Annotated in this window: 19 protein-coding genes and 1 pseudogene; 6 read left to right on the forward strand and 14 right to left on the reverse strand. The window is 43.8% G+C overall.

Going from position 1 to position 24,314, the window contains the following annotated elements:
• Positions 1-480: 480 nt before the first annotated feature.
• The 6 genes from ACED28_RS20245 to ACED28_RS20270 all read right to left on the reverse strand — a co-directional run bounded on the left by ACED28_RS20245 (position 481) and on the right by ACED28_RS20270 (position 6,808).
• Complete coding sequence (locus ACED28_RS20245; protein WP_065607929.1) at positions 481-1,191, reverse strand: alpha/beta hydrolase; 711 nt, start codon at positions 1,189-1,191, stop codon at positions 481-483.
• Positions 1,192-1,414: 223 nt separating this feature from the next.
• Positions 1,415-2,278 (reverse strand): GyrI-like domain-containing protein, encoded by an 864-nt coding sequence (locus ACED28_RS20250; RefSeq protein ID WP_076646372.1) that lies wholly within the window; start codon positions 2,276-2,278, stop codon positions 1,415-1,417.
• A 512-nt stretch (positions 2,279-2,790) separates the two neighbouring features.
• Positions 2,791-3,777 (reverse strand): N-acetyl-D-Glu racemase DgcA, encoded by a 987-nt coding sequence (dgcA, locus tag ACED28_RS20255; protein WP_371710596.1) that lies wholly within the window; start codon positions 3,775-3,777, stop codon positions 2,791-2,793.
• Positions 3,778-3,834: 57 nt separating this feature from the next.
• Positions 3,835-4,842: an N-acetyltransferase DgcN gene (gene dgcN, locus ACED28_RS20260; protein WP_371710597.1), complete on the reverse strand. Its 1,008-nt coding sequence runs from the start codon at positions 4,840-4,842 to the stop codon at positions 3,835-3,837.
• Between the two features lie 91 nt (positions 4,843-4,933).
• The gene (locus ACED28_RS20265; RefSeq protein ID WP_371710598.1) at positions 4,934-5,824 is read right to left on the reverse strand and encodes a LysR family transcriptional regulator; all 891 of its coding nucleotides are present in this window, start codon (positions 5,822-5,824) and stop codon (positions 4,934-4,936) included.
• Positions 5,825-5,971: 147 nt separating this feature from the next.
• Positions 5,972-6,808: an SGNH/GDSL hydrolase family protein gene (locus ACED28_RS20270; RefSeq protein ID WP_371707766.1), complete on the reverse strand. Its 837-nt coding sequence runs from the start codon at positions 6,806-6,808 to the stop codon at positions 5,972-5,974.
• A gap of 278 nt (positions 6,809-7,086) precedes the next feature.
• Here ACED28_RS20270 and ACED28_RS20275 point away from each other — a divergent pair, with 278 nt between their 5' ends.
• Complete coding sequence (locus ACED28_RS20275) at positions 7,087-9,147, forward strand: alpha-amylase family glycosyl hydrolase (protein WP_371710599.1); 2,061 nt, start codon at positions 7,087-7,089, stop codon at positions 9,145-9,147.
• A gap of 111 nt (positions 9,148-9,258) precedes the next feature.
• Here the strand turns inward: ACED28_RS20275 and ACED28_RS20280 are convergent, their stop codons facing one another.
• Positions 9,259-9,771 carry an RNA methyltransferase gene (locus ACED28_RS20280; protein ID WP_065678958.1) on the reverse strand — a complete coding sequence of 171 codons (513 nt, stop codon included), beginning with the start codon at positions 9,769-9,771 and terminating at the stop codon, positions 9,259-9,261.
• A 273-nt stretch (positions 9,772-10,044) separates the two neighbouring features.
• Between ACED28_RS20280 and ACED28_RS20285 the strand changes: the two genes are divergently transcribed.
• Complete coding sequence (locus ACED28_RS20285; protein ID WP_371710600.1) at positions 10,045-11,706, forward strand: methyl-accepting chemotaxis protein; 1,662 nt, start codon at positions 10,045-10,047, stop codon at positions 11,704-11,706.
• A 134-nt stretch (positions 11,707-11,840) separates the two neighbouring features.
• Here ACED28_RS20285 and ACED28_RS20290 read toward each other — a convergent pair whose 3' ends face one another.
• Both ACED28_RS20290 and ACED28_RS20295 read right to left on the reverse strand, forming a co-directional pair.
• A complete protein-coding gene (locus tag ACED28_RS20290) occupies positions 11,841-12,710 on the reverse strand; it encodes a LysR family transcriptional regulator (protein WP_009846245.1) in 870 nt (289 codons plus the stop codon).
• 320 nt (positions 12,711-13,030) lie between these two features.
• On the reverse strand, positions 13,031-14,668 hold the full coding sequence (locus ACED28_RS20295) for a methyl-accepting chemotaxis protein (RefSeq protein ID WP_371710601.1): 1,638 nt from the start codon (positions 14,666-14,668) through the stop codon (positions 13,031-13,033).
• 258 nt (positions 14,669-14,926) lie between these two features.
• Between ACED28_RS20295 and ACED28_RS20300 the strand changes: the two genes are divergently transcribed.
• Positions 14,927-15,352: a DUF3010 family protein gene (locus tag ACED28_RS20300; RefSeq protein ID WP_009846243.1), complete on the forward strand. Its 426-nt coding sequence runs from the start codon at positions 14,927-14,929 to the stop codon at positions 15,350-15,352.
• 265 nt (positions 15,353-15,617) lie between these two features.
• Here the strand turns inward: ACED28_RS20300 and ACED28_RS20305 are convergent, their stop codons facing one another.
• On the reverse strand, positions 15,618-16,517 hold the full coding sequence (locus ACED28_RS20305; RefSeq protein WP_102250180.1) for a DMT family transporter: 900 nt from the start codon (positions 16,515-16,517) through the stop codon (positions 15,618-15,620).
• Positions 16,518-16,639: 122 nt separating this feature from the next.
• Here ACED28_RS20305 and ACED28_RS20310 point away from each other — a divergent pair, with 122 nt between their 5' ends.
• Together ACED28_RS20310 and ACED28_RS20315 are read left to right on the forward strand one after the other, a co-directional pair.
• On the forward strand, positions 16,640-18,070 hold the full coding sequence (locus ACED28_RS20310) for a PLP-dependent aminotransferase family protein (protein ID WP_371710602.1): 1,431 nt from the start codon (positions 16,640-16,642) through the stop codon (positions 18,068-18,070).
• Between the two features lie 251 nt (positions 18,071-18,321).
• Positions 18,322-19,485 carry an amino acid permease gene (locus tag ACED28_RS20315; RefSeq protein WP_012601109.1) on the forward strand — a complete coding sequence of 388 codons (1,164 nt, stop codon included), beginning with the start codon at positions 18,322-18,324 and terminating at the stop codon, positions 19,483-19,485.
• A 152-nt stretch (positions 19,486-19,637) separates the two neighbouring features.
• Here the strand turns inward: ACED28_RS20315 and ACED28_RS20320 are convergent, their stop codons facing one another.
• Positions 19,638-20,075 carry a MarR family winged helix-turn-helix transcriptional regulator gene (locus ACED28_RS20320; protein WP_029223898.1) on the reverse strand — a complete coding sequence of 146 codons (438 nt, stop codon included), beginning with the start codon at positions 20,073-20,075 and terminating at the stop codon, positions 19,638-19,640.
• Between the two features lie 127 nt (positions 20,076-20,202).
• On the opposite strand from ACED28_RS20320, the gene ACED28_RS20325 reads away from it, so the two are divergent.
• Positions 20,203-20,625, forward strand: a complete 423-nt coding sequence (locus tag ACED28_RS20325) for an organic hydroperoxide resistance protein (RefSeq protein WP_012601111.1) — start codon at positions 20,203-20,205, stop codon at positions 20,623-20,625.
• A 124-nt stretch (positions 20,626-20,749) separates the two neighbouring features.
• Here the strand turns inward: ACED28_RS20325 and ACED28_RS20330 are convergent, their stop codons facing one another.
• The 3 genes and pseudogenes from ACED28_RS20330 to ACED28_RS20340 all read right to left on the reverse strand — a co-directional run.
• A complete protein-coding gene (locus ACED28_RS20330) occupies positions 20,750-22,729 on the reverse strand; it encodes a methyl-accepting chemotaxis protein (RefSeq protein ID WP_029223004.1) in 1,980 nt (659 codons plus the stop codon).
• Positions 22,730-23,132: 403 nt separating this feature from the next.
• Positions 23,133-23,736, reverse strand: a pseudogene (locus ACED28_RS20335) (IS5 family transposase); the annotation flags it as partial.
• Between the two features lie 55 nt (positions 23,737-23,791).
• A partial coding sequence (locus ACED28_RS20340; RefSeq protein ID WP_371710603.1) for an IS5 family transposase occupies positions 23,792-24,314 on the reverse strand: 523 nt, incomplete at its 5' end.

Here is a 24,314-nt window from a genome sequence, read left to right on the forward strand (position 1 = left end):
GGGCACTTGTTGGAAGCTCAGGTATCATCAAGGTACGCAATGTAAACCTTTCAAACTCAGTTAGTAGTGATTATCCGAAATCTAACTATCTACTGAAGTTTGTCATTACGGGGGAGCTTAAAGTTTGTAACACGCCTCTGCCCCATTTTTAGTTTCGCCAAAAAGCCTACGTTCTCGGTCGGGTGGGTTTTGACCACATATAACTAATCTGACACCCAAAACTCACAAAGTCCGAAAAGTGGCCGTCATAGTGTTGTTCTTAGCTCAAATGAATTTGCTGATTTTTGCCCTGAAAATCGCACTGAAAGCGTTCCAAATATCCGCTTAGAGCGTTTTAGGCGGTCTGAGGGTTGTTTGGGATAGCAAAATCGCACATTTGTCATAATAGGAATAATGAACACTGAATTTAGAATTTGATTTAAATATTATGTCGAAATTACGAATCCGTCTTAAACGTTGTTAGCCGTATTTTCACGGTGATTAATCCAAAACATATTTTTGACTTAAAGCAAACTTACTAATTTCTTCAGAATATTCCTGCAAAAATTTATTCTTATCGATCTGAGGCTCGGCAATATGTGGTGGTACTTGATCCATAAATGAGAAATGATCGCCACCTTCAATAACTCTCATTTCCACCATTTGCGGATTAGGAATGGTTTGAGCCAACCATTCCGTTTGGGCGCTCGGTGTAATCTCATCTTCTGAGCCAACCCACGCAAAAATGGGAATATTAACTGTGTCAAGCGAACCTGGAGCATAAAAAAACTTAGTTGGCGCAGCCAAAATTACCAAAGACACGAGTCTGTTGTCCGGTAAAATATCAACTATTTCTCTTGATCTCGTTTGCATCTCTGCGCCAGCTAAAGCGATAAGTGTAGCAGCACCAATCGAGTGCCCTATTCCTATCACTTTTGAATTAGGTTGTGTACATGCTTTTAGAGAGAGGGACAGTCGTCTTGCTCTAAGAGATAATTCAATTTTATTAGGAAAATGATTTGTAAGCATCTCAAAACATGGAGCAATTATTGTACACCCTGATTTTTTTAGTGTATCCAAAAGAGTTGAATATCGTTCAGGCATTCCACCTGCGCCGACAGAAAACAGTATAACTGGACTGTTTTGTTCACCAGACTCGTGTACCAAAACTTTAAATGGTTCACCGCCATCTTGTATTATCTTGGTTTGCATAAAATTTCTCCTAGGCTTTGCTATTGTGGATACACTTAGCTCTTTATATTCGGCGATGAGCCGTTCTTTCGTTTTGAGCTATTTTGGGACAGTCAACATGAATTTAAGGGCTTAAAAGACGGTTTAGTCTATTTAGATGGTAATATGACTCTTCCTTAATTGAGTGTAGATTTTACGTAACGCTCGTTGTGCGTAGGTGGTTGATTTACCATAATTGCATTTACTATTTAATTGGTAGGTAGATCTCTGTTAACAACCCACACTCATTAACTTCATGAGCAAAGTTTAAGTAACGGAAGAAACAAGGGGAGTCTCTTAATTCTTCGCCACTATCTGGCAGCCATTTATGGTACAAGTGATACATGGTGTTACTAATACTATCATGGCTTCCTTCATGGACAGCCATGGCGCATCTGCCACTTGGTATTGTTCCAGATTTTATTCCATAGGCGTTTGCTAGAACCTCTCCTCCGTGCAAGCCACAGATATCAAACTGAAACTCATCATCAGGCGTATCGTTTGGGTCAGAGTGAGGAATACCAAATGTTTCGCTGGTATTTATTGGAGATAAACCTGTTGATTTTCGCCAATTTATGAACTTGGCTACTGTCTCGTATACCAGTCTTGGGCTACCTTTATGTTCAATTAATGCAACTTCTCTTTTTTCGAAGTCTACGACTTGAACGTCCTTTACACTTTCTCCTGTTATCGGTGGATGATATTCATACTTTGAGTGCCAAGTACGCCACTCAGGCTGATTTCTAAATTGGGAAGGTGATTGTCCAAATATCCTAGAAAAAGCACGGCTAAAGGCTTCTAGGCTTGTGAAGCGAGCTTCAAAGGCAATATCAGTAACACTGTACTCTGACTCGAATGCTAACCTGAAAGAAGCGCGTTTCATTCGTGCCAACAACACATATTGCATAGCGCTAATCCCCATAAACGCTTTAAAGATACGATGAAAGTGGTACTTTGAACTGGCAGCTACAGAACTTAGCTGCTCAAGTGAGAACTCGCCATCTAGGTTACCATCTATAAAATCGCACACTTTTTTTATTTGTCGTTCATGATGTTTAATCACGCTCACTGCTTTTTATACTCCAACTTAAAAATCTTAGAAATGATAATACCCAAGAAGATTTTATTATGCCTGATTGAAATTGCTAGATGACGGGTAGTAGACAGTTTATGGAGGGCTAATACTTATGCTTAATTGCCATATCAACAAGCAATAACGTCATCTTAACTGCGTAGCACTCAGTACTTACTTCTGTTTGTTTTCGTTGACGGTTAGCACCTCAGCAAAGAGTGTAATACAGCATTTTGCAGTACTAAAACTTATCCGTAGTTTTCTAATTTAAGTGGCTACTCTAACAAGGTTTTGTCCAAAATCTTTTCAGGCGGCACTTTAGCCGCCTGAAATACCCAAAAAAGAATAACGCTTCGAAGTAGGTGTTTAGATAATCAACTAATTTTGATATACAAAAAGTATGAGCACTAAAAGAAAAGAACAGCCTCGCCTTCAATACGCAATGATGTGTCCAAAAGTTCGCGTGCCTACCTATAACCTGCATAATCAATACTGAACGCTAAGCCACCTTAAAGAATAATCATCCCATCTTGATAAGTCAGTGCTGGCGAAACATCTTGCCCGAGTAACACAGGGCCATCAAGGTCGACTATTTTAGATTGAACCGCAATAGGCAGCGCTGCCCGCATCGCCAATGAGGTGCCAAGCATACAGCCAGACATCAGAGTAAAACCGAGCCTTTGAGCTTCTTCAGCAAGTACCAATGCTTCGGTCAAACCGCCCGTTTTATCGAGCTTGATGTTGACCATTTCATACTTGCCTAACAAAGATGAAAGTTGCGAAGTGGTATGACAGCTTTCATCCGCACACAGTGGGATCGGGTGATTGATATGTGCCAGTGAGGCATCATGCTGCTGTGGAAGAGGTTGTTCGATCATCGCGATATCAAACTCAGTCAGTTGATTAAACAACTCTTCGAGATTCAGCCCCGTCCACGCTTCATTGGCATCCAGTACAATCTGAACATCGGGTGCCACTTCTCGTACCGCGCGAACACGCTCTATCACTTGCTCTCCATCAAGCTTCACTTTTAAGAGTTTCGCTCCATTTGCGACATAGTCTCGAGCCTGAGTCGCCATCGCTTCTGGTGAGCCAATAGAGACTGTCATTGCAGTAACGATTTGATTGGGCAACTCAAACAAGCTATTTGGAAACACCTGTTCTTTCTGCTTAGCTTCGAAATCCCAAAGCGCACAATCGACCGCATTTCGCGCTGCCCCTCCGGTCAATAAAGACTGAAGATGATCTCTTAGCTCTGCGGGATCGGTAACGCCTCGCTCAAACATACCTTCAAGGGCACTAGACGCTTGTTGGATTTGCGCTAACACAGACTCCGATGACTCGCCGTATCGTGGGTAAGGCGTGCATTCGCCCTGAGCTTGTTTGCCATCATGTTCAATGTAAACACGAACAACGTGACACTCAGTTCGGCTGCCTCGAGAGATGCGAAAAGGCGTTTGCATCGCGATAGTAATGGGTTCTGCTGTAATCTTCATAATTTCACTCGATTGATGTTCGCTTTAACAAATGGAAACGTAGAAATGATGAAATCGTTAAAGTGAATGTCGCAAATGATCAGTAATGTGTTGTACACCAAAACGAACCGGGTCCGTCACGGGTACTTGATAAAGTGTGGTCCATTCTTGGCATAATGTCTCAGCGTCTTCAATGCTGATTGCCGACGTGTTCAAGCAGATGCCAACCAATTTTACATCTGGATTCGTCAATCGCGCGGCTTGCAAGTTAGCTTCGATCGTCTGTTCAATCGTTGGTAATTGCGCATGAGGAAGGTTACGAATATGTGGTCGCCCGACTTCGTGACACAACACCAAAGCATCAGCTTGTGCGCCATGCAATAACCCTAAACTCACGCCTGCAAAAGATGGATTGAACAACGAACCTTGGCCTTCAATGATGTCCCAATCGTGGTCAGTAAAATCGGGGCTAATCGCTTCAACCGCACCGGAAATGAAATCCGCGACCACAGCATCAATCGAAATCCCGCTACCTTCAATCAAGATACCCGTCTGCCCTGTCGCTTTAAACTGAGCTGACGTTCCCGCTTGTTTAAGCGATTTTTCAATCGCCAACGCCGAGAACATTTTGCCGACTGAGCAATCTGTTCCGACTGTGAGAAGGCGTTTACCTTGTCGTGGTTTGCCGTTACCAACCTTTAGATCACCATCAAAGTGGCGTACATCATGAAGCTTAGTCAATCCGTGTTGCTGCATGTCAGCAAGCGGTGAAAATTCACTCAGTCGTTGGTGCATGCCAGATGCAATCTCAAATCCCATTTCTGCAGCTTCCATTATGGTTGGCTGCCAAGAGTCAGGAATAACACCACCTGGGTTTGCTGTGCCAATCACTAGCGTTTTCGCGCCCTGTGCTTGCGCCTCTTGCAAGGTCATGTCCGTTAAGCCAAGAGAAACCGTATCGCCTGTTAAGCGCAGTTGGCCTAGGCAGATTTCTGGTCGCCATTGATGAATACCACGGGCTGTTTTTGCGGCAAGTGGGTCGGTAACATCCCCAAGAAAAAGAAGGTAAGGTTGAGCGATAGACATGAGTATTCCTAATTAATAAGTCCTTGTATGGGGTTACTTTAATTAGGAACTTAGAAACTGCCGAATACCAATTTATGGCGAGCCTATAACCTTAAGTTATAGGTTGAGTATGGCTCTTCAATGAAGCGATAAATTGCTTAACGGAAATCGACTGAGGGGTGTGCTCTGCACAAAGCATCGATACCGAGAATTGGATGTCTGGTTGAAGTGGTAACACACAGACCGCATCGTCATTTTGATACTGCTCTGCCGTCCACGGATCCACAATCGCAAACCCCGCTTGATGCTTCACCAGTTCCGCCGCCGCGCTATATCCACGCACAGATATCGGATGGTGATAATGCTCATCTCGCGCAATAAGGCTTTGATGTAACAGGAGGCCTAATGGATCGCGGCTATCAAGCCCGATGATTGGTAAGGGATAATTGATCAGGTCATCAAGGGTTAATTCCGTCGGTAACTGTTCAACGGTGTGAGATGGAACCAGAACCTTGAGAGATTCAGTTAAGAGTGTTTCACTTAATATGGCAGGCGGTGTTTCGTCCCCAAATGCGATAGCAATATCAAGCTCATGCTTTAACAGCCCAGCACAAAGTTCATCACGGTTTGCAGTCAGCAACTCAAAAGAGAGCTCTTGTTCGCGAGACATTTGGGCTATTACCGGAGTCAGCAATTTAGTCGCCAGGATCGGTGGCGCACCAATGCGTAAATGCTGATGTCCTTGCTTCACTTTGTTGGTCAGAGATCGAAATTGACCCAGCTGTTGATAGACCTTTCCCGCTTCTGGTAGCAAGGTTCTCGCTTCAACCGTAGGCACCAACCGACCTTTCACTCGCTCAAACAATCCAAAACCAAGTTGTTGCTCTGTGTGTGCCAGAATACGAGTCACATTAGGTTGTGACACATGCAGATTACGCGCAGCCCCAGATACGGTTCCGGTTTGCATGATGGCGTAAAAGACTTCCAACTGTCTTAGGTTCACATTGATGTCCTTATGGTTCGCGAAACAAATCTAGGGGTTGGCTTTTCTTGTATTAGCTAAGCTGTTTATCGGTTTAGCTGTTTAATTATCTGTCTATTTATCTACTTGGCTATTTGGCTATTTGGCTATTTGGCTATTTGCGTGAGTTTATTTTAGTAACTCAGCTATCGTAGGTTGAAGCACCTCAGCCCAAGCTTGGTAAGCCTTCGCATTCAAGTGTAAGTCATCACACGAGTACTCATTCGACAAAAGCTTATTCGGTGACAATACTGAATTCACATCTAAGAACGCAATGCCTTGCAGAGAACAGTACTCGCTTATCTTGCTATTGAGTAGTTCAACCGACGAATTCAAACCTTGCAGTTTAGAGCCAACATAAAGCGTTGATTGCGCCAAGATTCGAATATCGTTTTCTTGCCACACCTCAAGCATATCAATGTAATTCTGGTAGATATGTTCGACATCATAACCCTGAGCCAAATCGTTTATCCCAGCCATAAAGCACACCAGCTTTGGCTTCACATTCAACGTGGTATCAATACGGCGCAACATGCCAGTTGTGGTGTCACCCGCTAAGCCACGGTTGACCATCGAAACATCGCGAAAGATATCCGCCCAAGGTGCCCATTCGGTGATCGAATCACCAAACATCACTAGGTCTGCATTTGGGGAAAAATGGCGGTGATTGTCCGATGTCATGATGTAACGACTCATACTGTGGCCTCGTTGCTGAATCTCAGACTGAAGAGCAACCGCTTTGAGAATATCACTGTCCGGTGTAGTGCTATCAAATTGAGCCAGCAACCCTTCGATGTGAGGCTTAAAAGGGCTAAGACGAGTGCTCAGTTGGTGGTGTTCTTTAAGGGAAGATAACCTCTCTAGTAATGCATACAGAGAGCGGTTTTGACCAACTTCTTGGAATAACTGATAGAGATCGAGGACAGGGTGTTGCTGCAGCGCGGCAAGTAATTGCTTGTCTTCCATGGTGTTATCTAACCCTTCAATTATCTAATGATGAACCCAAGATAATATCCGATTGCTTACGGGATAGATAACATTAGAAACAGAGAATGACTTAATCTCTACAAGGCTGGTTACATACCGCATAAAAATATCTTCCTGTACAAATCTCGTTCCGACTCAAAAATCAGCACTTCATCATAATATGTATAAGAAATTAGCCACATATTGTGACCTCAGTCTCTCAGCCTACCGTCTACTCCTATTGCCACTATTTAACGGAGGATTTATAGAATATCAGGATGGTGAATAATAGGTTAAATCATAATAATAAGGACCTTTACGTGAAACTTTCTCTATCCAATACCGCGTTGGCCGTTACCGCCATCCTACTTGCAGGTTGCCAATCTGCACCTGAATCAGTTCAAGAACCAACAGCATACCAATGCCAAACGAATACGAATGCCGACGTGAATGACTTGAGGATCTATCAAGTAATGGTCGAAAGCTTTGTCAGTGGTGATGACTCAATTGGTCATGGGACAGGCTACGGAACCAGTCACCATAACGGAGACATCCAAGGTATTATCGACTCACTTGATTACATTGAATCTCTTGGCATGAACGGCATTTGGCTAACCCCAATCTTTAATTCAGAGCCTATCGAAAAACAAGACCATTGGACCGATAGACTGGATGCAACCGGTTATTTTGCCACCGATTATTTCAATATCGATCCGAGATTCGGCACGATGGAAGAAGCTAAAACCTTAGTTGAAGAAGCGCATGCTCGTGGGCTTTATGTCTTCTTTGATGGCGTATTTGGCCACCACAAAAAAAACGTAGTGCCGTCACCAACAGGTAAGCTGCCCCAAGGAGAGGATAATCCAGTCTCATACCCTGAGAGCCTAGCCTTCTATCAAGAAGTTGCCGAGTATTGGATCAAAGAACTCAAAATTGATGGTTGGCGCTTAGATCAAGCTTATCAAGTGCCAAAAGAAGCTTGGAGTCAAATCAGAGAAACGGTAGACACCGCTTCTTCTCAAGTCGAATACGTAAACAGCGAAGGTAAAACCGTGAACCCTCTGGGTTATATGGTCGCGGAAATTTGGGCAGGTGAGAACCGCATTATTGAAACAGGCTACGGTTCAAATGAAGCACCAGCCTTATGTTCTGCGTTTGATTTCCCGATGCGCTACCGCCTGACAGAAACCTTTGCTGTAAACGAAGCTGGCGTGGGGAACAAAGGTGGAGAGTGGCTTGCAGAAGGCATGTCTTTACATTCGTTATACCCAGACCACGCAAAGCCAAATTTAATGATCGGTAACCATGACCTTGTGCGCTTTGGTGACTTATTACAGCGCGGTGATATCGCTTCTCCGCAAGACAAAGAGTATTGGCAGCGCTATAAAGCGGCATTTTCATTCCAAGCAGCTTATACCGGCCCAATAACCACCTACTATGGGGACGAAATAGGCGATCAACTAGAAGGTTTTGCAGACAAAGTATGGACTGATGACTGTGCTATTAATGGTCTGTGTGATGATCACGTAGCCCGTACTAGCGGTAAAGTAGAAGGTGTCACGGCCCAACTCAATGCGCACGAAAAAGACTTAAAGCAATACGTGACAAACTTGATGAAACTGAGAGAAACGCACCCCGCTCTATCACAGGGTAAACGTACAAACCTGATGGCCAATGAGGTCGCCTATGTCGATCACAAAGCCTATGAAGGCGATGCTGTTGTCTACGCAGTGAACGTTACCAACAAAGAACAAACCATAAAACTAACCAAAGAAAAAGCAGGCTCCATAGCTGATCTGAAGGATATTGAATCCAAGCAATCGATCTCAGCTATTGATGGTCACTACTCTATCGTTCTAAGCCCATTTGAAGCTCGTTTCTTGTCGATAACACAGCCAAGTGAAAAAGGGCCAATTGCGGCGATACTAGCGACAGGAAATGAAGTTGGACAAGGCTTCATGGCTCAATGTGACAATCCAACAATAAAAGCTGAAGGCCCTATTTCGAGCCCGCTTTATGTGGTTGGCAATTTTGCTGATTCAGGTTGGAAACACGTGGGTCAACGAGAGTTTGAATATAAAGGTGACAACACTTACCAAGTCGTCACCACTGAAAAACCGGGCAGTTATCGCATGCAATATGCATCCAAGGCTTGGTCACCTCAGTTCACAGCGGATGGGCTTAACCTAAAGTTAGGACAGCTTAACTCGTTAATTAAAGGTGGTTACGGTCAAGATACCGCTATCACTATTCGTAATGCTGGGCAGTATGTATGGAGCTTACAATTCGATGATGCGGGGCAACCACTGCAAATTATGGCTTCCAAATGTGATGAATAGCCAAACCTAAGATCCGAGAATAACCAAGTAAAAACCCCTTATTTCTACGAATAAGGGGTTTTCTTTAATCTGCATTGGATATTAAGAGACCAGACACGATTAGAACGATATCTACCCCTGCTTCACTTGCAGGTGATTACGGTTATCGCGGCTTTTCTTGATCAGCTCGTTGCTCTCGTCCATTTCATCTGACTTAGCAAGGCGATCATAAAGTAGCACATTCACTGTTGCTGCTAGATTCATGCAACCAACAGTTGGTACATAAACAACATGGTCAGCTCGGTCAGCGACATCTTGAGAAATAGAACCATCTTCAGGGCCAAAGATATAGATAGCGTTCTCTGGGTGTTTAAAACGTGGCAGTGGTGTTGCACCTTCAGCCAACTCCACACATACGATCTTAGTTTCTGAATTAAGGCTATCTAAAAACGACTCGACACCAGTAAGCGGGATAGTGCGCGTTGCACTCTTAGTATCGGTGTGAAATTTTGCAGCCTTATCGTAGCGTTGCCCTGTGTATTTAACTTCGTCGACTTGGTAGCAACCCGCCGCACGCATAACCGCGCCAACGTTTGTCGGGCTCTTTGGGTTAGTTAAACCAATAGTCACATGGCTTTTGTTCATGAATCTTTCTCACTTAACGAATAGACATAGCAGGGTGCTACAAAGCGTCGCATTCTACCAAAGCAGCGCCAAATTCAAAAGCATCGAAACGAGCGGCTGTTTTTACAGCTAAGCACTTAGTTGCACCACCTATCACTTCAAAACCTAACCGCCATCATATTTATCAAACAAAAAGGTTTTAGGATAACAATTCAACAACAAGTCCGTTTACATTTCGAAACCACATTAATAATGTGTTGAAAATTGCCTGAGACAATCACATAGGAAGTGCTAATGACCCTCACCATCAAAAACCGCCTTTATATTCTCTCTTTTGTCCCTTTGCTACTAATGGCAATTGGGATGATGAGCGTGACGTATATGAAGAGCACTGAGCTAACCGCACAACAAGTAGAATCGACGCGTAGCAATATGATGGCGATGAAAGAAAAGGAACTCAAAGCGTACCTGCAAATGGCTCAGTCTTCGATAACTCCTTTCTTAGAAAAAGGTGCCACACTTGAAGAAGCATTACCCACATTAAAAACTCTAGAGTATGGTGAATCTGGTTATATTTTTGGCTACAGCTCTAAGGGTGTAAGAATCGTCATCGGACAAGGTACCGATGGCATTGGTAAAAATTACTACGACCTTCAAGACAAACAAGGCAATTACCTAATCCAAGACCTGATTAAGAACTCAAAAATTGGGGAGTTCACCACTTACTACTTTCCCAAGCCAGGTCAGTCTATTGCGTTACCAAAACTCAGCTACTCAATCTTTATTCCACAATGGGATTTAATGCTTGGAACTGGGTTTTATACTGACGATATTGACGCCGTGATCAGTGAAATGAAAGAGAGCTCGAATGCTGCGCTACAAAGCTCACTGACTGCCATTGCTATTTTCTGTGGCTTGATTGCCTTAGTGGTAGCGGTTTTCGCTGTTGCAGTGAACCGTACAATCATGCAACCACTCGAGCAATTTGACCGTTCAATCAGTGCCTTTGCAAGTGGTGAGGCCGACCTAACGGCTCGAATGGAAACATTCAAAGCGCCTGAGTTCGCTAAACTTAGTGAGAATTTTAATGCCTTTGTTGCTAGCCTACAGGCCATCATTCGTAGCGTGAGCGATGTGGGTCAGCAAGTTGTATCAGAAACGAGCAGCATGTCTTCTCGCGCAGCTCAGGTCGACGAGATAGCGACAGGTCAACGTGAAGAGACAGAACAAGTAGCAACGGCGATGACCGAGATGACGACAACTGCGCAAGAGATCTCAAGCAACGCAAGCCAAGCCGCTGACTCAGCTAAACTTGCAGAGAACAATGCAAAAGAAGCTCAGCAAATTGTCAACGCTGCTGCTGGGTCCGTAGCAGACCTTGCAAGTGAAGTATCAGAAGCAAACACTGTGGTATCTCGCCTTGAAGGAGATGTACAGAACATTTCATCTTCACTGACTGTCATTCAAGACATCGCGGAACAGACCAACCTATTAGCACTAAATGCCGCGATTGAAGCCGCGCGAGCTGGTGATCAAGGCCGAGGTTTTGCGGTAGTTGCGGATGAAGTTCGTAAGCTTGCAAGCCGCACACAAGAGAGCACGGGCGACATTCACAAAATGATCCAACAGCTAAAATCCGCTTCAGATGCCGCGGTGAAAGCAATGGATTCGAGCCAAAGCAGAAGTGCTCAAACGGTAGAAGAAGCAAATGCAGCAGCTGCAGCACTTGCTAAAATTCAAGATTCGATTGATACCATCATGGACATGAACTCACTAATTGCGACGGCGACTGAACAACAGAATATTGTTGGCCAAGAGATATCTCAACGCATTGTTGTGATTTCAGACCAAAGTTCTCAATCGGCATCGCTAGCAAACCAAAACCGTACAGGTAGCCAAAACCTAAACAGCCGAGCAAACGAGTTGTACCACTTGGTTGATCGCTTCACGGTTTAATGCTTAATGCTTAATGCTTAATGCTTAATGCTCAATGCTTAGCAAGTAAAAGCTATAGAACATCAATAAAAATGGGCTTCAGAATCTTTGTTCTGAAGCCCATTTTCTTGTCCATAGTGTCTTGCCAGATAGAACTAGTCTAATTGCTCAGACAAGAAGTCGACTAACAAGCGAACCTTTGAAGACAAATTACGGTTCTGTGGGTAAAGCGCCCAAATCCCCTCTTTATCGTCTCGGTAATCAGATAACACCTCAACCAATTCGCCAGACTCAAGATCTTCACTCACGTAATATTCTGGTAGCTGCACCAAGCCAATACTCTGTTTCGCTGCGTCTTGTAAGGCTAAGCCACTGTTACATTTAATGCGTCCATTGACCCGAACTGAGCGAGGTCGCCCATTTTCTTTAAAACGCCAATGCTCAAAGCCCCCGACTAAACATTGATGATTACTCAACTCAGAGAGCGTATGCGGTTCACCGTAACGTTCAATATATTCAGGGCTGGCGCACACGTAGAGTTGGCGTTGAGACAGCTTCTTTGCCACAAGACTCGAATCTTCTAAGCGACCAAGACGAATAGCGACATCGACACCCGAATCAATAAGGTCGAGCTTTTGATTGGTCAACATCAGCTCAAGTTCGACTTGTGGGTGGAGCTTTAAGAACTGATGAAGTATTGGGGCGAGTTGACGCTCACCATAAGTCACAGGTGCCGTTACTTTCAGCAAACCTTTCGGCGTGGATTGCATCTGCGTGACGGCTAACTCAGCAATTTCTAAACCTTCGACCAACAACTTACACTGCTGATAATAGAGTTGCCCAGCCTCTGTTAGAGAAACCTTACGAGTCGTTCGATTGAGTAGTTTTACTGCGAGGCGTTCCTCGAGATTTGCCACTCTACGACTGATTTGAGCCACTGACGTAGCGAGTTTCTGTGCGGCACCAGTAAAGCTTTCGCGCTCTGCCACTGCAACAAACTCACTTACCCCTTCCCAATTGGCCATGCCTCTACCCTATTTTGAACTATGGTTACCCATACAGTGTATTGAAGATATAGATCAGTGTCACCTAGCTTAATATACGCCGTGCACATACAAAGGCCTTCATTGAAGCTAATATCGCATTCCCCACAAGGCTCCTATCGACCTAATCTACAAAGTTCGAACCGACCTTGTATTACAAATACTGTTATCAAAAAATACTCGCACCAAAAAAGAAAGCCCGCATTCATTGAGTACGGGCCTTATTATTGTCTATTACAGATGCGTGAGGGTTAAAACTAGAAACGATTAGCCACTCACTTTTGCCTGTTCAGTCTCAAAGATTACACTTCAAACTGAGAAACTAGGCTATCAAGTGCTTCACACTGTTCTGCTAGTGAGATGCATGCGTTCTCTGCATTGTTTGCCATCTCAACCATTTTCATGGTGCTTTCCGCGATACGTTGAACATTCTGGTTCACTTCTTCAGACACCTGAAACTGCTGAGAAGCCGCTGTTGCGATTTGCGTATTCATCTCATTCATCTTGCCGATTGAGTTACGAATCTCGCTCAATGATGAAGCTGCAGTGCACGCTTGAACAATGGTTTTCTCGCCACTTGCCTTGCTTTCTGTCATCACGCCAACGGCATGTTTGGCGCCAACTTCTAAGCGTTCAATCATTGATTGGATTTCACCCGTACTGTCTTGAGTTTTGCTCGCAAGCGCACGGACTTCATCAGCAACTACCGCAAAACCACGACCTTGTTCACCAGCACGCGCTGCTTCAATCGCCGCATTTAATGCCAATAGATTGGTTTGCTCTGCAATGCCTTTGATCACGCCAAGAATAGAAGCAATGTTCTTCACATCAGTATCCAATTCCTGAACCACACCACCTGCATTCTCGATATCTTGCGCAAGGCGTTCAATTGAAGTTACGGTTAAGCCCAAAGTGCTGTCTGCTGATTCCACTTCATTGTTCGCAACGTTACTTGCGGTTGCCGCATCTAACGCGTTACCACTTACCGTTTCACTGGTCGCTTGCATTTCATGAACGGCAGCCGCGACTACTTCACTTTCTTTCTGTTGATTCGAAGAAAATTCAGCCACATTCTGCGTTATTGATTTGATGTTTTCCATCTCTGCACGTACGGCATTTGATGTCAGAATCACTTGTTCAACAGTGGTATGTATCTTACTAACAAACTTGTTAAACGCTGAACTTAAGCGAGCAATCTCATCAGAACCTTCAACTTTCATTCGCTGAGCCAAGTTACCGTCACCCGATGCGATTTCATTCATCGCTTTCTCTACGCTCTGAATCGGCTGAACGATAAAACGGTTCGATAACCACATCGAAAACAAAGCCGCAAGTACCGCCACGGCCATACCTACTTCGATGATCAGCTTACTTTCTTCAATCGAGTCATTAGCTTGCTGGCGAAGCTCTTTTTGTTTTACTGCAATCAGCTCTCTAATATAGCCGAGTTGATCGTGAATGATCGAAAACTCAGCGTCTAATGCTGGCGAGTAATCTATGTTGTATTGAAGAGCATTGGCAGGATCTGCAAACATTGGTTCATGCAATGCTACCCACTTTTTCATCGCCTTTACCAGTTTCGCTAGCTCGTCTTGAGAAGATGAGTCTAAGACACCTGCGGTATATAGAGTTTGGACACTCTCAAAGCGTGGAACGGCTTTGTAAGCGTTGTCTTTGAATTCGAATTGTTGATATTCAATTGCCTTTTGATCTTTCGCAAGCAACAGGCCTTGGGCAGATGCAATGACTTGATAGATATCTCGGTACCCATCTTCTAGGTTGTCGAGAACCGGTTGAACCACATTATTGAGCTCATGGTTAATCGCTGCTTGCGCGTTAGATTTAATCACGTTAAGCACAGTAACAGTTGAGAAAACAATCACGATAACCATTAGAGGGATCGCAATTTTACTCTTAATAGAAAGGTTTTTGATATTCATAGAGGGTTTATAACCACACATTAAATAGGGACGCGCGCATAATATACAGTATCGATAAAAAAGCCAGCTATAGTTTTGTGAATCTCATCGCATATAAAACTAGACGATGAAAACGAGTGCTTCGCATTTAACCGGACGTCAACCCGAAAAAATTAAAGTGGACAATATTGAATTTATTTACCTTAGACATGTTCTATTACTGGAGAAGTCATCGAAATAACACCATAATATAGGGCTCTAAAATAAGTAGGTAAGAACATGAAAATTTGTGGTGTTGAAATCAAAGGTAACGATGCAGTCATCTGTCTTCTATCTCTATCAGACGGTGTATTTAACATTCCTGATTGCCGAGTTTCTAAAGTTGCGATTAGTGACGCAAACGACACACAGAATATGAAAGATTTTCAATTTTCTTTTGCAAAGTTAATGGAAGATTACCAAGTAGAAAAAGTGGTAATTCGTCAACGCCAAACTAAAGGCAAATTTGCTGGCGGTGGCTTCGGCTTCAAACTAGAAGCGGCAATTCAGTTGATCGACGGCCTAGACGTAACCGTTGTATCTCCGAATGAAATCAAAGAAAGCCTTAAGCGCAACCCTCTTATGATGAAGTTCAAAGAAACAGGCCTTAAGCAGTACCAAGAAGCACCGTTTACCACGGCTTACGCTTGTTTAATGCAGCGCTAATCACTAGTCGCTAGCCAATATTGATACCGAAAGAGCCTGAATATTCAGGCTCTTTTTTGTTTCTAGCAATCTATTTCAAGTCGAGTTATACCAATCACAGTAAGTAAGTGATCAAAAATAGCGTAGGAAAAAAGCTTGAGAACAAGGCAGCATTTTTCGATAAGTAGTTATTCTACAATCAAAAATTCTAACGAAGTTATCGAGATTTTTAACAAGCTAGGGTGACCAGTTAGTTACTACGATTGGTATAATTTTGGTAGACACATTACCTCTCTAATGCTGTTCGTCTACGGAACTTAATCAACTCAGGCTTTTTCACCACCAGATAAACAGCGGTTGCTGACAACGCGAAGCCTATTGCGCCATAAATGTCGAATGACTCTCCAAAAATGAGCCACGCTTGGATGGCAGTTGTGGGTGGAACGAGGTAAAACACCGATGCCACACTTGAAGAAGCGCCATGCTCTACCATGTAAAGCAGCAATAGAATAGCAATGCACGATAAAACAATCACTAGCCAAGCCAGAGTCAACGTGAACTCAATAGTCCAGTTCACCTGCATAGTTTCGTAGCGCATTGCAAAAGGTAAGAACAATGCTGCTGCTGCCAAGTACTGCACCATCGCGCCACCGACCATATCTGTACCCTGACAAAAGCGCTTCTGATACAAAGTACCGACCGTAATACCCACCAAAGAAACCAAACACAACAAAGTTGCCGTGACTTTTTGGTCATCTGACTGCCACTCAATATTGCCCATCAGCACCAAGCTAATACCTGCGAAACCAAGAGCTAAACCTAACCATTGTGCGACGTTAAAACGCTGCGAGGTACAGCTGATCATTATCAATGCCGTCAGAATCGGTTGTAAGCCAACAAGCAGAGAACTCAACCCGGCAGGCATACCCATATCAATCGCGAGATAAGTGCCACCAAGGTAGAAGCCATGAATCAAGATACCCACCACACAAGCGTGGAAAAATGCTCGACCACGAGGAATACGACGCTTAAGGATTGAAATCAAAACCAAGAATAGCGCCACGTTGGCTACCATCCTAAGTGAAAGTAACGTTGCGGGTTCAGCGTATTCAACACCAAGACGGGCGCCAACAAAGCCTGACGACCACAATAGTACAAACACAAACGGAATCATTTTAATCAGCATTACAAACCTCTGGTCAACTCTTCATCAATGCTGTTACCTTAGTTGGGTACAGATAACTAATAAAGATACAGATATAACACTTTAAATGGTTACAGATTAAGTGTGAGTAACAAGGGGGAAACATGGAAGCAGAACTCAGCGGCAATAAATATCTCGTTATAGAACAACACATTAAGGCTCAGATCGATAAAGGGATCTTCCACCCAGACGACCGCTTGCCTTCCATTCGTCAACTCAGCGAACAACTCGGAGTGAGCAAAAACACCGTAATTCGCGCCTACCAAGAACTGGAAGCGACGGGCTGGGTTTATTCTGTGCCTAAATCAGGCTATCGCGTAAAAGCACCGAACACCACTAGCTGGGATGCACCGAGCCAGCCTCAAAAAGTCGATCTGCTTTCAGTGACTAAATCGGTTCTCTCTCGCCCAAAAGGCCGTCTAAAATTGTTGGCAGGTTCAGCACACCCGAATATCAACAACCCGGCTATTCGTAGCTTGTATGCCGAAATCGGTCGCCATAGCCGTTTGCAAACTCAGCTTCCCGGTTATTACCAATTACCTCCCGGTGATGATCAATTAGTAAAGCAGTTGTTAAAGATCACCCATGATCTAGGCGTACCTGCGGGATCGAATGAAATTGCAATTACACATGGTGCTCAACAGGCGATCAGTCTGGCTTTACGTGCATTAACCAAACCGGGAGACATCGTGGCGGTCGAGTCGCCCTGTTACTTCGGCAATCTGCTTTTACTTGAATCGCTTGGCTTGCAAGCACTAGAAATTCCAAGCAGTGTTAGCCACGGCATTGATATTCCATCACTACAAAGTTCGTTGAACAAATGGGAAGTAAAAACCTTACTGCTAACACCAAACTTTACCAATCCAACGGGTTCACGAATGCCATTGGCTAACCGAAAGGCATTACTGGATATCTCCGGATCTTTACCGATTATCGAAGACGATGTATTCGGTAGCTTGGCATTCGACACACCCATTGCCAGCCTCAAAGAGCTTGATAACCAAGATCGAGTCATTTACGTCAACTCTTTGTCCAAGACCTTAGATTCTCGCTTGCGTATTGGCTGGTTACTCTCAGGTCGTTACCAAGCTCAAGTTGAAAAATACCTGTTATGCGACAACATGGGCAGCTCCAACTTAATGCAATCAGCGGTTGGGCACTTCCTCACTACGGGGAAATATCGAAGTCATTTGTCTAAGATGAAGCGACTCTATCAAGTCAATCAAAAGCAATTCCAAAGCCTGTTAATACAAGCGCTTGATGGCTATGAACACCTTGTTGGCCGCTACCATCTGTCAAAGCCTGAGGGATCTTTTCTAAACTGGATCACGTTACCTGAATCTGTCGATAGCTACGCGATTTATCAAGATTGTTTGAAGCACAAATTGGGAATATTACCTGGCACAGTATTTGGGACAAACGATCAATATAAACACTGCTTGCGCTTCACGGTAGCGAATATCGAAGAGAGTAAAGAGTGGAAAGAAGGGGTTGTGACACTAGCGAAAATAATCGCGAAACATACTTCTTTCTAATCCAATATTTCTGACTGCTAGATCATTCAACAATGAATAAACGTTAACTAAAACAACCAATACAATCACCAAGAAAATGCGTCAAATGCTCACAGATAATACTCCGAAATACCTTTGTAAGTTTTTTAGAAAAATTCAAAAACAATTAGGATTTAACCCCTAACTTTACTGAGTATTTTGTTAGTCTTGGAAACAATTATTTACAATCCAAACAAAAATTAATTGGATCGCTAGAGGTTGTTTTTTTGAATATGAAATTATTCGGCAGTTCCCTAATCCTTTCAGGAACTGCATTAGGGGCAGGCATGCTTGCTATTCCCATGGTGTTGGCCCAGTTTGGCTTCATGATCAGCTCAGTGCTGATGCTACTCATCTTTATCGGCACCACCTACTCTGCACTCCTACTGGCAGAAGCGTGTACCAAAACGAAAGACAACAGTGGCATGAGCAGTGTTGCTTACCTAACTCTGGGCAGCAAAGGTAAACACTTTATCAATGCACTCTTTTACTTGCTGCTGGTATGCATGCTGATCGCCTATATCTTGGGTGTTGGCGACATCATTCATAAGCTATTGCTCGACGTCGGCGTAGACATCTCTGCATCCGCTGCTTATACCGTTTTCAGCCTATTGATGGGTGTGATTGTAGTCGCGGGTAAGTCTTATATCGATAAATTAAACCGTGGTCTATTCATCATGATGGTGGTAATGCTGTTTATTGTAATTGCCTCTCTGTTTAGCAATATCCGTCTAGATTACCTAACTCAAACTAGCCAATACACGGCCAATGACGTGGTGCAGTACAGCGCGGTTATCTTTACTAGCTTTGCCTCTATGGTGGTGATCCCGTCACTGGTTATCTACAACCGTGAAGCGACTCAAAAGCAGATCCGTAATATGATTCTGCTAGGCTCGGTGATTCCACTAATCTGCTACCTAACTTGGTTGTTCGCGATTATCGGTAACCTTGGTACAGACGCGATCAGCCAGTTCCACAACATTTCAGAACTGATCTCTGCGTTTAGCGGACAATCTGCTTGGTTAAAAGTCGTGATTGCGCTGTTCTCAGCGCTGGCACTGGTGACCTCTTTCCTTGGTGTATCCATGGCGTTGTATGACCAAAACAAAGACGCAGTCACCAACAACAAAGCATTAGCTTATGCTCTGACCTTTGTATTGCCTTTGGTATTAGCAGAGCTGTTCGCAAGCCAGTTCGTGAGCATGCTGGACTATGCAGGCATGGTGTTGGTGTTCCTAGCTATCTGGGGACCACTCGCAATGGTGGTTAAGGTTCGTAGGCCTGACTTCCCTCACCTACAAACCGAAGGCAGCTATACAGCAGCCGGTGGCGATACGGCACTGATGGCAACATTCGGTTTTGGGGCTTTGATTTTCGTATCTTGGTTTATGGGATAAATCCCAATTGAATACACTATCTGCTGCCATTTAAACGACAGCAGATACAAAAAGCCCGTTAACCTTACTTGAATTAGCGATCGCAACTAATTAACAGTAGGGCTAACGGGCTTTCTTATTTTCTGATTACCATGGCCAAAAACTAAAAGTGCTTACTTGGTCAAATTGCCAAGCAATTGCTCACACTGTGCTTTTAGCGATTTAAGCTCATCTTCATTCATCTTAGAAAGACATAGCATTTCAACTGGCACGGTCTGCGCTTGCTCTTTGAGCTCTACCCCTGCAGGCGTCAGTGTAATAACTCGAACTCGTTCATCTTCAGCACTGCGAGTTCTAAGCACGTAACCTTTCGTTTCCAAGCGCTTGAGTAAAGGCGTCAACGTACCTGAATCCAAATGCGTTTTTGCGCCTAGGGCTTTGACATTTATCTCTTTTTCTTCCCACAGCACCATCATCACAATGTACTGCAAGTAAGTAAGGTCAAGCGCTTTCAGTAAAGGTTGATACGCTCTACTCATTGCATTCGATGCACTATACAGCGCAAAACACACCTGATTATCCAGTTTTAGATAGTCATCTTGGTCGCTCATGATCACCTCACCAATAAATTAAATTGCGCACAATATACTTGCGTGCTCGAATTTTATCAATTAAGCTAGTTTTAAAATTAAGTTGCGCGCAATCTAATTTCACACAATTCAAACAAGGACTAAGACAATGACAACACTCTACACAACTTCTGCTACAGCTACTGCAGGTCGTAACGGCCAAGTTTCTACTGATGACAACCTGCTTTCAGTGGCGTTGAGCTACCCTAAAGAGATGGGCGGAACAGGTGAAGCGACAAACCCTGAGCAACTGTTTGCTGCGGGCTACTCTGCGTGTTTCTCAAATGCTCTACTTCATGTAGCTAAAGAGATGAAAATCAAAATCGCATCGGCGCCAACGACTGCAACAGTCGGTATTGGACCAAATGAAAACGGTGGCTTTGCTTTAACTGTTGCTCTATCGATTGAACTGGATCTAGAGCAAGAACAAGCTGTGACGCTTGTGAAAACGGCGCACCAAGTTTGCCCTTACTCAAACGCGGTTCGTGGCAACATTGATGTGAAATTGTCGGTTAACGGACAAGCGCTTTAGCCGCTTCATCCCCCCCCTCCCCAAAAAAAAGAAAAATAAAAAGAAAAAGTACCCCGCTAAAAAAATGTCCCGCACTAGGCGGGACATTTTTTATATGCGATAGAAAGCTTCTAGCTCTGAGTTGCTAGCTCTTAAACGTATTCGAGAGCTCTTTCAGCGATGTTGCCAACTCAGCCTGCTCTTTCGCTGTTGCAGCAATTTGCGTTGCGCCTGTCGTAGATTCTGTCGACTTCTGCTCTACCGCGACAACGTTCTGAGCAATATCTTGAGTCACTACTGCTTGCTCTTCAGTTGCGGTTGCGATCTGCTCTGCCATGCTGAATATTTCGCTCACAGCCCCTGAAATATCTTGCAGGGTCTGTTCTACTCCTCGTGAGTCTTCAACCGCTCTTGAAGACATCTTCTTGCTGTTATCAATCACATTGAATGCTGTCTGTACGTCAGATTGTAGCGAGTTAATGAAGCCTTCAATTTCCGAAGTGGACTGTTGCGTACGCTGAGCCAAAGTACGAACTTCATCGGCTACGACAGCAAAACCACGACCTTGTTCACCAGCTCGAGCGGCTTCAATCGCTGCATTTAACGCTAACAAATTGGTTTGTTCGGCAACAGATTTAATCACATCAATCACACTGTTAATGTTGTTGCTGCTTTCGTGTAGATGAGTGATTTTTTCAGCGAGGCCGTTAATCTCAGAAGCCAAGGTTTCTATCGACTCATAAGATTGTTGAACCGTGCTTAAACCTTGCTGTGATTGTTCATCAGCGATCTTCGCTGAGCTTGCCGTTTGCTGTGTTTTAGCCGCGACTTCATTCACCGTCGCTGATAGCTCTTCTGTTGCTGTCGCAATCAAGCCAATCTGGTCTTGCTGTTCAACTAAGGTGCTTGAGTTGTATTGGCAAGTTTGCGCCGTCTCTTCTGCTGCTGAAGCAAGTGTCAGGCTAGATTGAGATAGGTTATCGATAACTTGAGAAAACTTCTCTAATGTTTCATTAAGCGACGATGAGATTTGACCCAGCTCACTATTACCTTCGTAAGTCGCACGAACGGTTAAGTCATTGTCATTTCGGACTTTAGAAAGCACTCGCGTTAGATCTTTAACTCGAGTCGTTAAATCAGTAATGGCTTTGAAGCTAACAAAAGTTGCGAACAAAGTGATCACAACAAACATCACAATGCTGCCCATCATTGCTGATTGAGCTTGCTGAGTTTTCTGATCCGTCAGTGTAATAAGAGACTCTGCTAACTGATTTTCAGTCTTCTTCAGCTGAACAATTCGTGCCGTCGATTGAGCAAACCAATAAACAGGATCGACATCAAAACCACTCATTTTCGATTCAGCCACATCACGAAGTTTTTCCACTTCAGCCACCGAGCGATCATTCAGTTGCTGTTTAAAGAAATCAACGTTATCTGGGTTACCCAAAACTTCAAAGTTCGCAAAATATGTATTTTGCTCGGTTACCAAAGAGATGAATTTAACCAACATACCCGGGCCAAATTCATTTTTAGAAAAGGTGTTGTTGAGAACCGCACGTTCGATACCCGCACGCTCTTTGCCTTGTAGAAAGTTATAGTAGGCGATGGTTTCTGTCGTGATGGTGGCATCAGTACTTAGCTCAGCAATTAATGCAGATACACTCAATAACTTAGCATTAAGTTTGGTGTAGTAACCTAATGCTTCAGAAAGCGGAATTGATTGAGAATCCACTCTATTGCGAATCGAAGTAATTTGGTTGAGACTTTGGCTGATTTCAGTATTCAGACGCGCGATCTGCGATAAGCCGATTTCTTCAGACTGCCAGTACTCGGTTCTTTGATTGCGTTTGCTGTCTGCGTTAATTCTTTGTGCTTTTAGCTCACTGCCAAACTTGTTTCCCTGTGACCCGATAAAACCAGCCGTCATACCACGCTCTTTCTGTAACTCGTGCACCAACTCACTGTACACAACCGACAAACGCGTAAGTTGGTTTAATGACGACATTTCACTGGTGGTTTCTACGCCTTTTGAAATGGCAGAAACACTAAGCCATAAAAACCCTAAGATCGGTAAGATAAGCAAAGCGATGATTTTTTGCTTAAATGACATATCGGTTAAATTCATTATTATTTCCCTAACAACTAACAAATCTTCTCAGTCATCGAATTTGGCTTCCTTCTAACGGGTGCGCCTTAATTGTGACTCTATAATTATTCAAGCTGACCTATGTAAACCATGACCTAACTACACAGTTCAGCGCAGAGGACGTTAACATTTAACCTTATAAAACTCATTGGTTTATGAATAAAACTGTTAACTATCTGACTTAACCAGACGAAAAATACGTGTAACAACATTTCTCTGACGCAGTGACTAAAAATTGACACACACTGCATAATCATAAAGTGGTAGACCAGCACTCACTGTGTAACCCTTACCAAGCTGTTCACTCACGAGCATCTATATATTCAGTGGCTTTGTTGCTTAATTAGATTTAAAGATAGAGCTACCCCGTTTCGGGTATTTCTTAGTCAATACGACAAGTTTCAGGCATGCCTAACCCAGTGAGCTTGTTCAACGCTTTTATCATCGCGTAAATTTCACCCACCTGTGTATTGTAATTTCTTAAGCTCAGTCGCCCTCTTAGCAACTGTTTAATTCGATACATCGAAGTTTCCGACAGTGAACGTCGATGGTATCCATACCGCTCTTTCCAATACTTATTTGAGCCGTATAACTTCTGGCACCCCACGGTGAGGTTTCGAGGATGACTACGCTCCCATAAGGCCGCCCCTTCTCTTGGGGGATTAAGCGCAACGGCTCGCTTGATCTTAATAGCAGCATGGCATGATCTCATGTCGTAAGCGCCATCACCAGATACCTCAGGATACTTCGGCGTGTTTGTTTCAGTACGCTCGGGAGTGCTTCTCCATCAGTAACCGTTGATAAACTTAGCTCGGCTGCAATAATTTCATAAGTGCTTGTATCGACAGCAATATGCCGCTTTCGCCAAACTCTCAGCTGCCATCTGTTCCGTGCTTTTTGACTTTCCATTCACCTTCGACATAAACCTTAAGGCCTGTCGCATCAATGGCTAGGTGCTGTATTGCTCCTCTCGTTTTAGTCTTAAATGGCGTTGTTGATCAAATCAGCTTGAAGATCAACGACGCAATATATGACTAGCCGTTAGCTTCTAACAGGCATACCTAATCCTATGACTTTGTTCATTGCTTTGACATTTGCCAGTGTCTCACCAACTTGAGCGTTATAACATCTCAAGCTCAATTTGCCGCTTGTTAGTCCTTTATATCGGGACATTACCGTCTCAGATATTGAGCGATAGTGATAACCAGACTCGACCTTCCAATCCACTATAGTCCCATTTCTCAGAGCTGTTACTGCTTCGTTTCTGGGATGGCCGTCTTCCCAAAGTACTGCATTTTTTCGAGGCAGTATCAACGGCGTACAGCCTTTGTTTCTCAGAGTCTCGTGGCAATTTTTTGTGTCATATGCTCCATCGGCAGATACGGCAGTGACCTTTCTGCGTAGTGGGTTAAGCAACGTCGGTAGCACTTCACTATCGCCTACATTTACAAGGCTGACTTCCGCACTAGCACTAATAGCTTCGTGAGTATCCACATCTACAGCTAAATACAGTTTGCGCCATGTTCTGCGTTTTTCTACACCATGCTTTTTCACTTTCCATTCA

Source organism: Vibrio sp. 1F253 (assembly GCF_041439295.1).
Classification (GTDB): Bacteria; Pseudomonadota; Gammaproteobacteria; order Enterobacterales; family Vibrionaceae; genus Vibrio; species Vibrio tasmaniensis_A.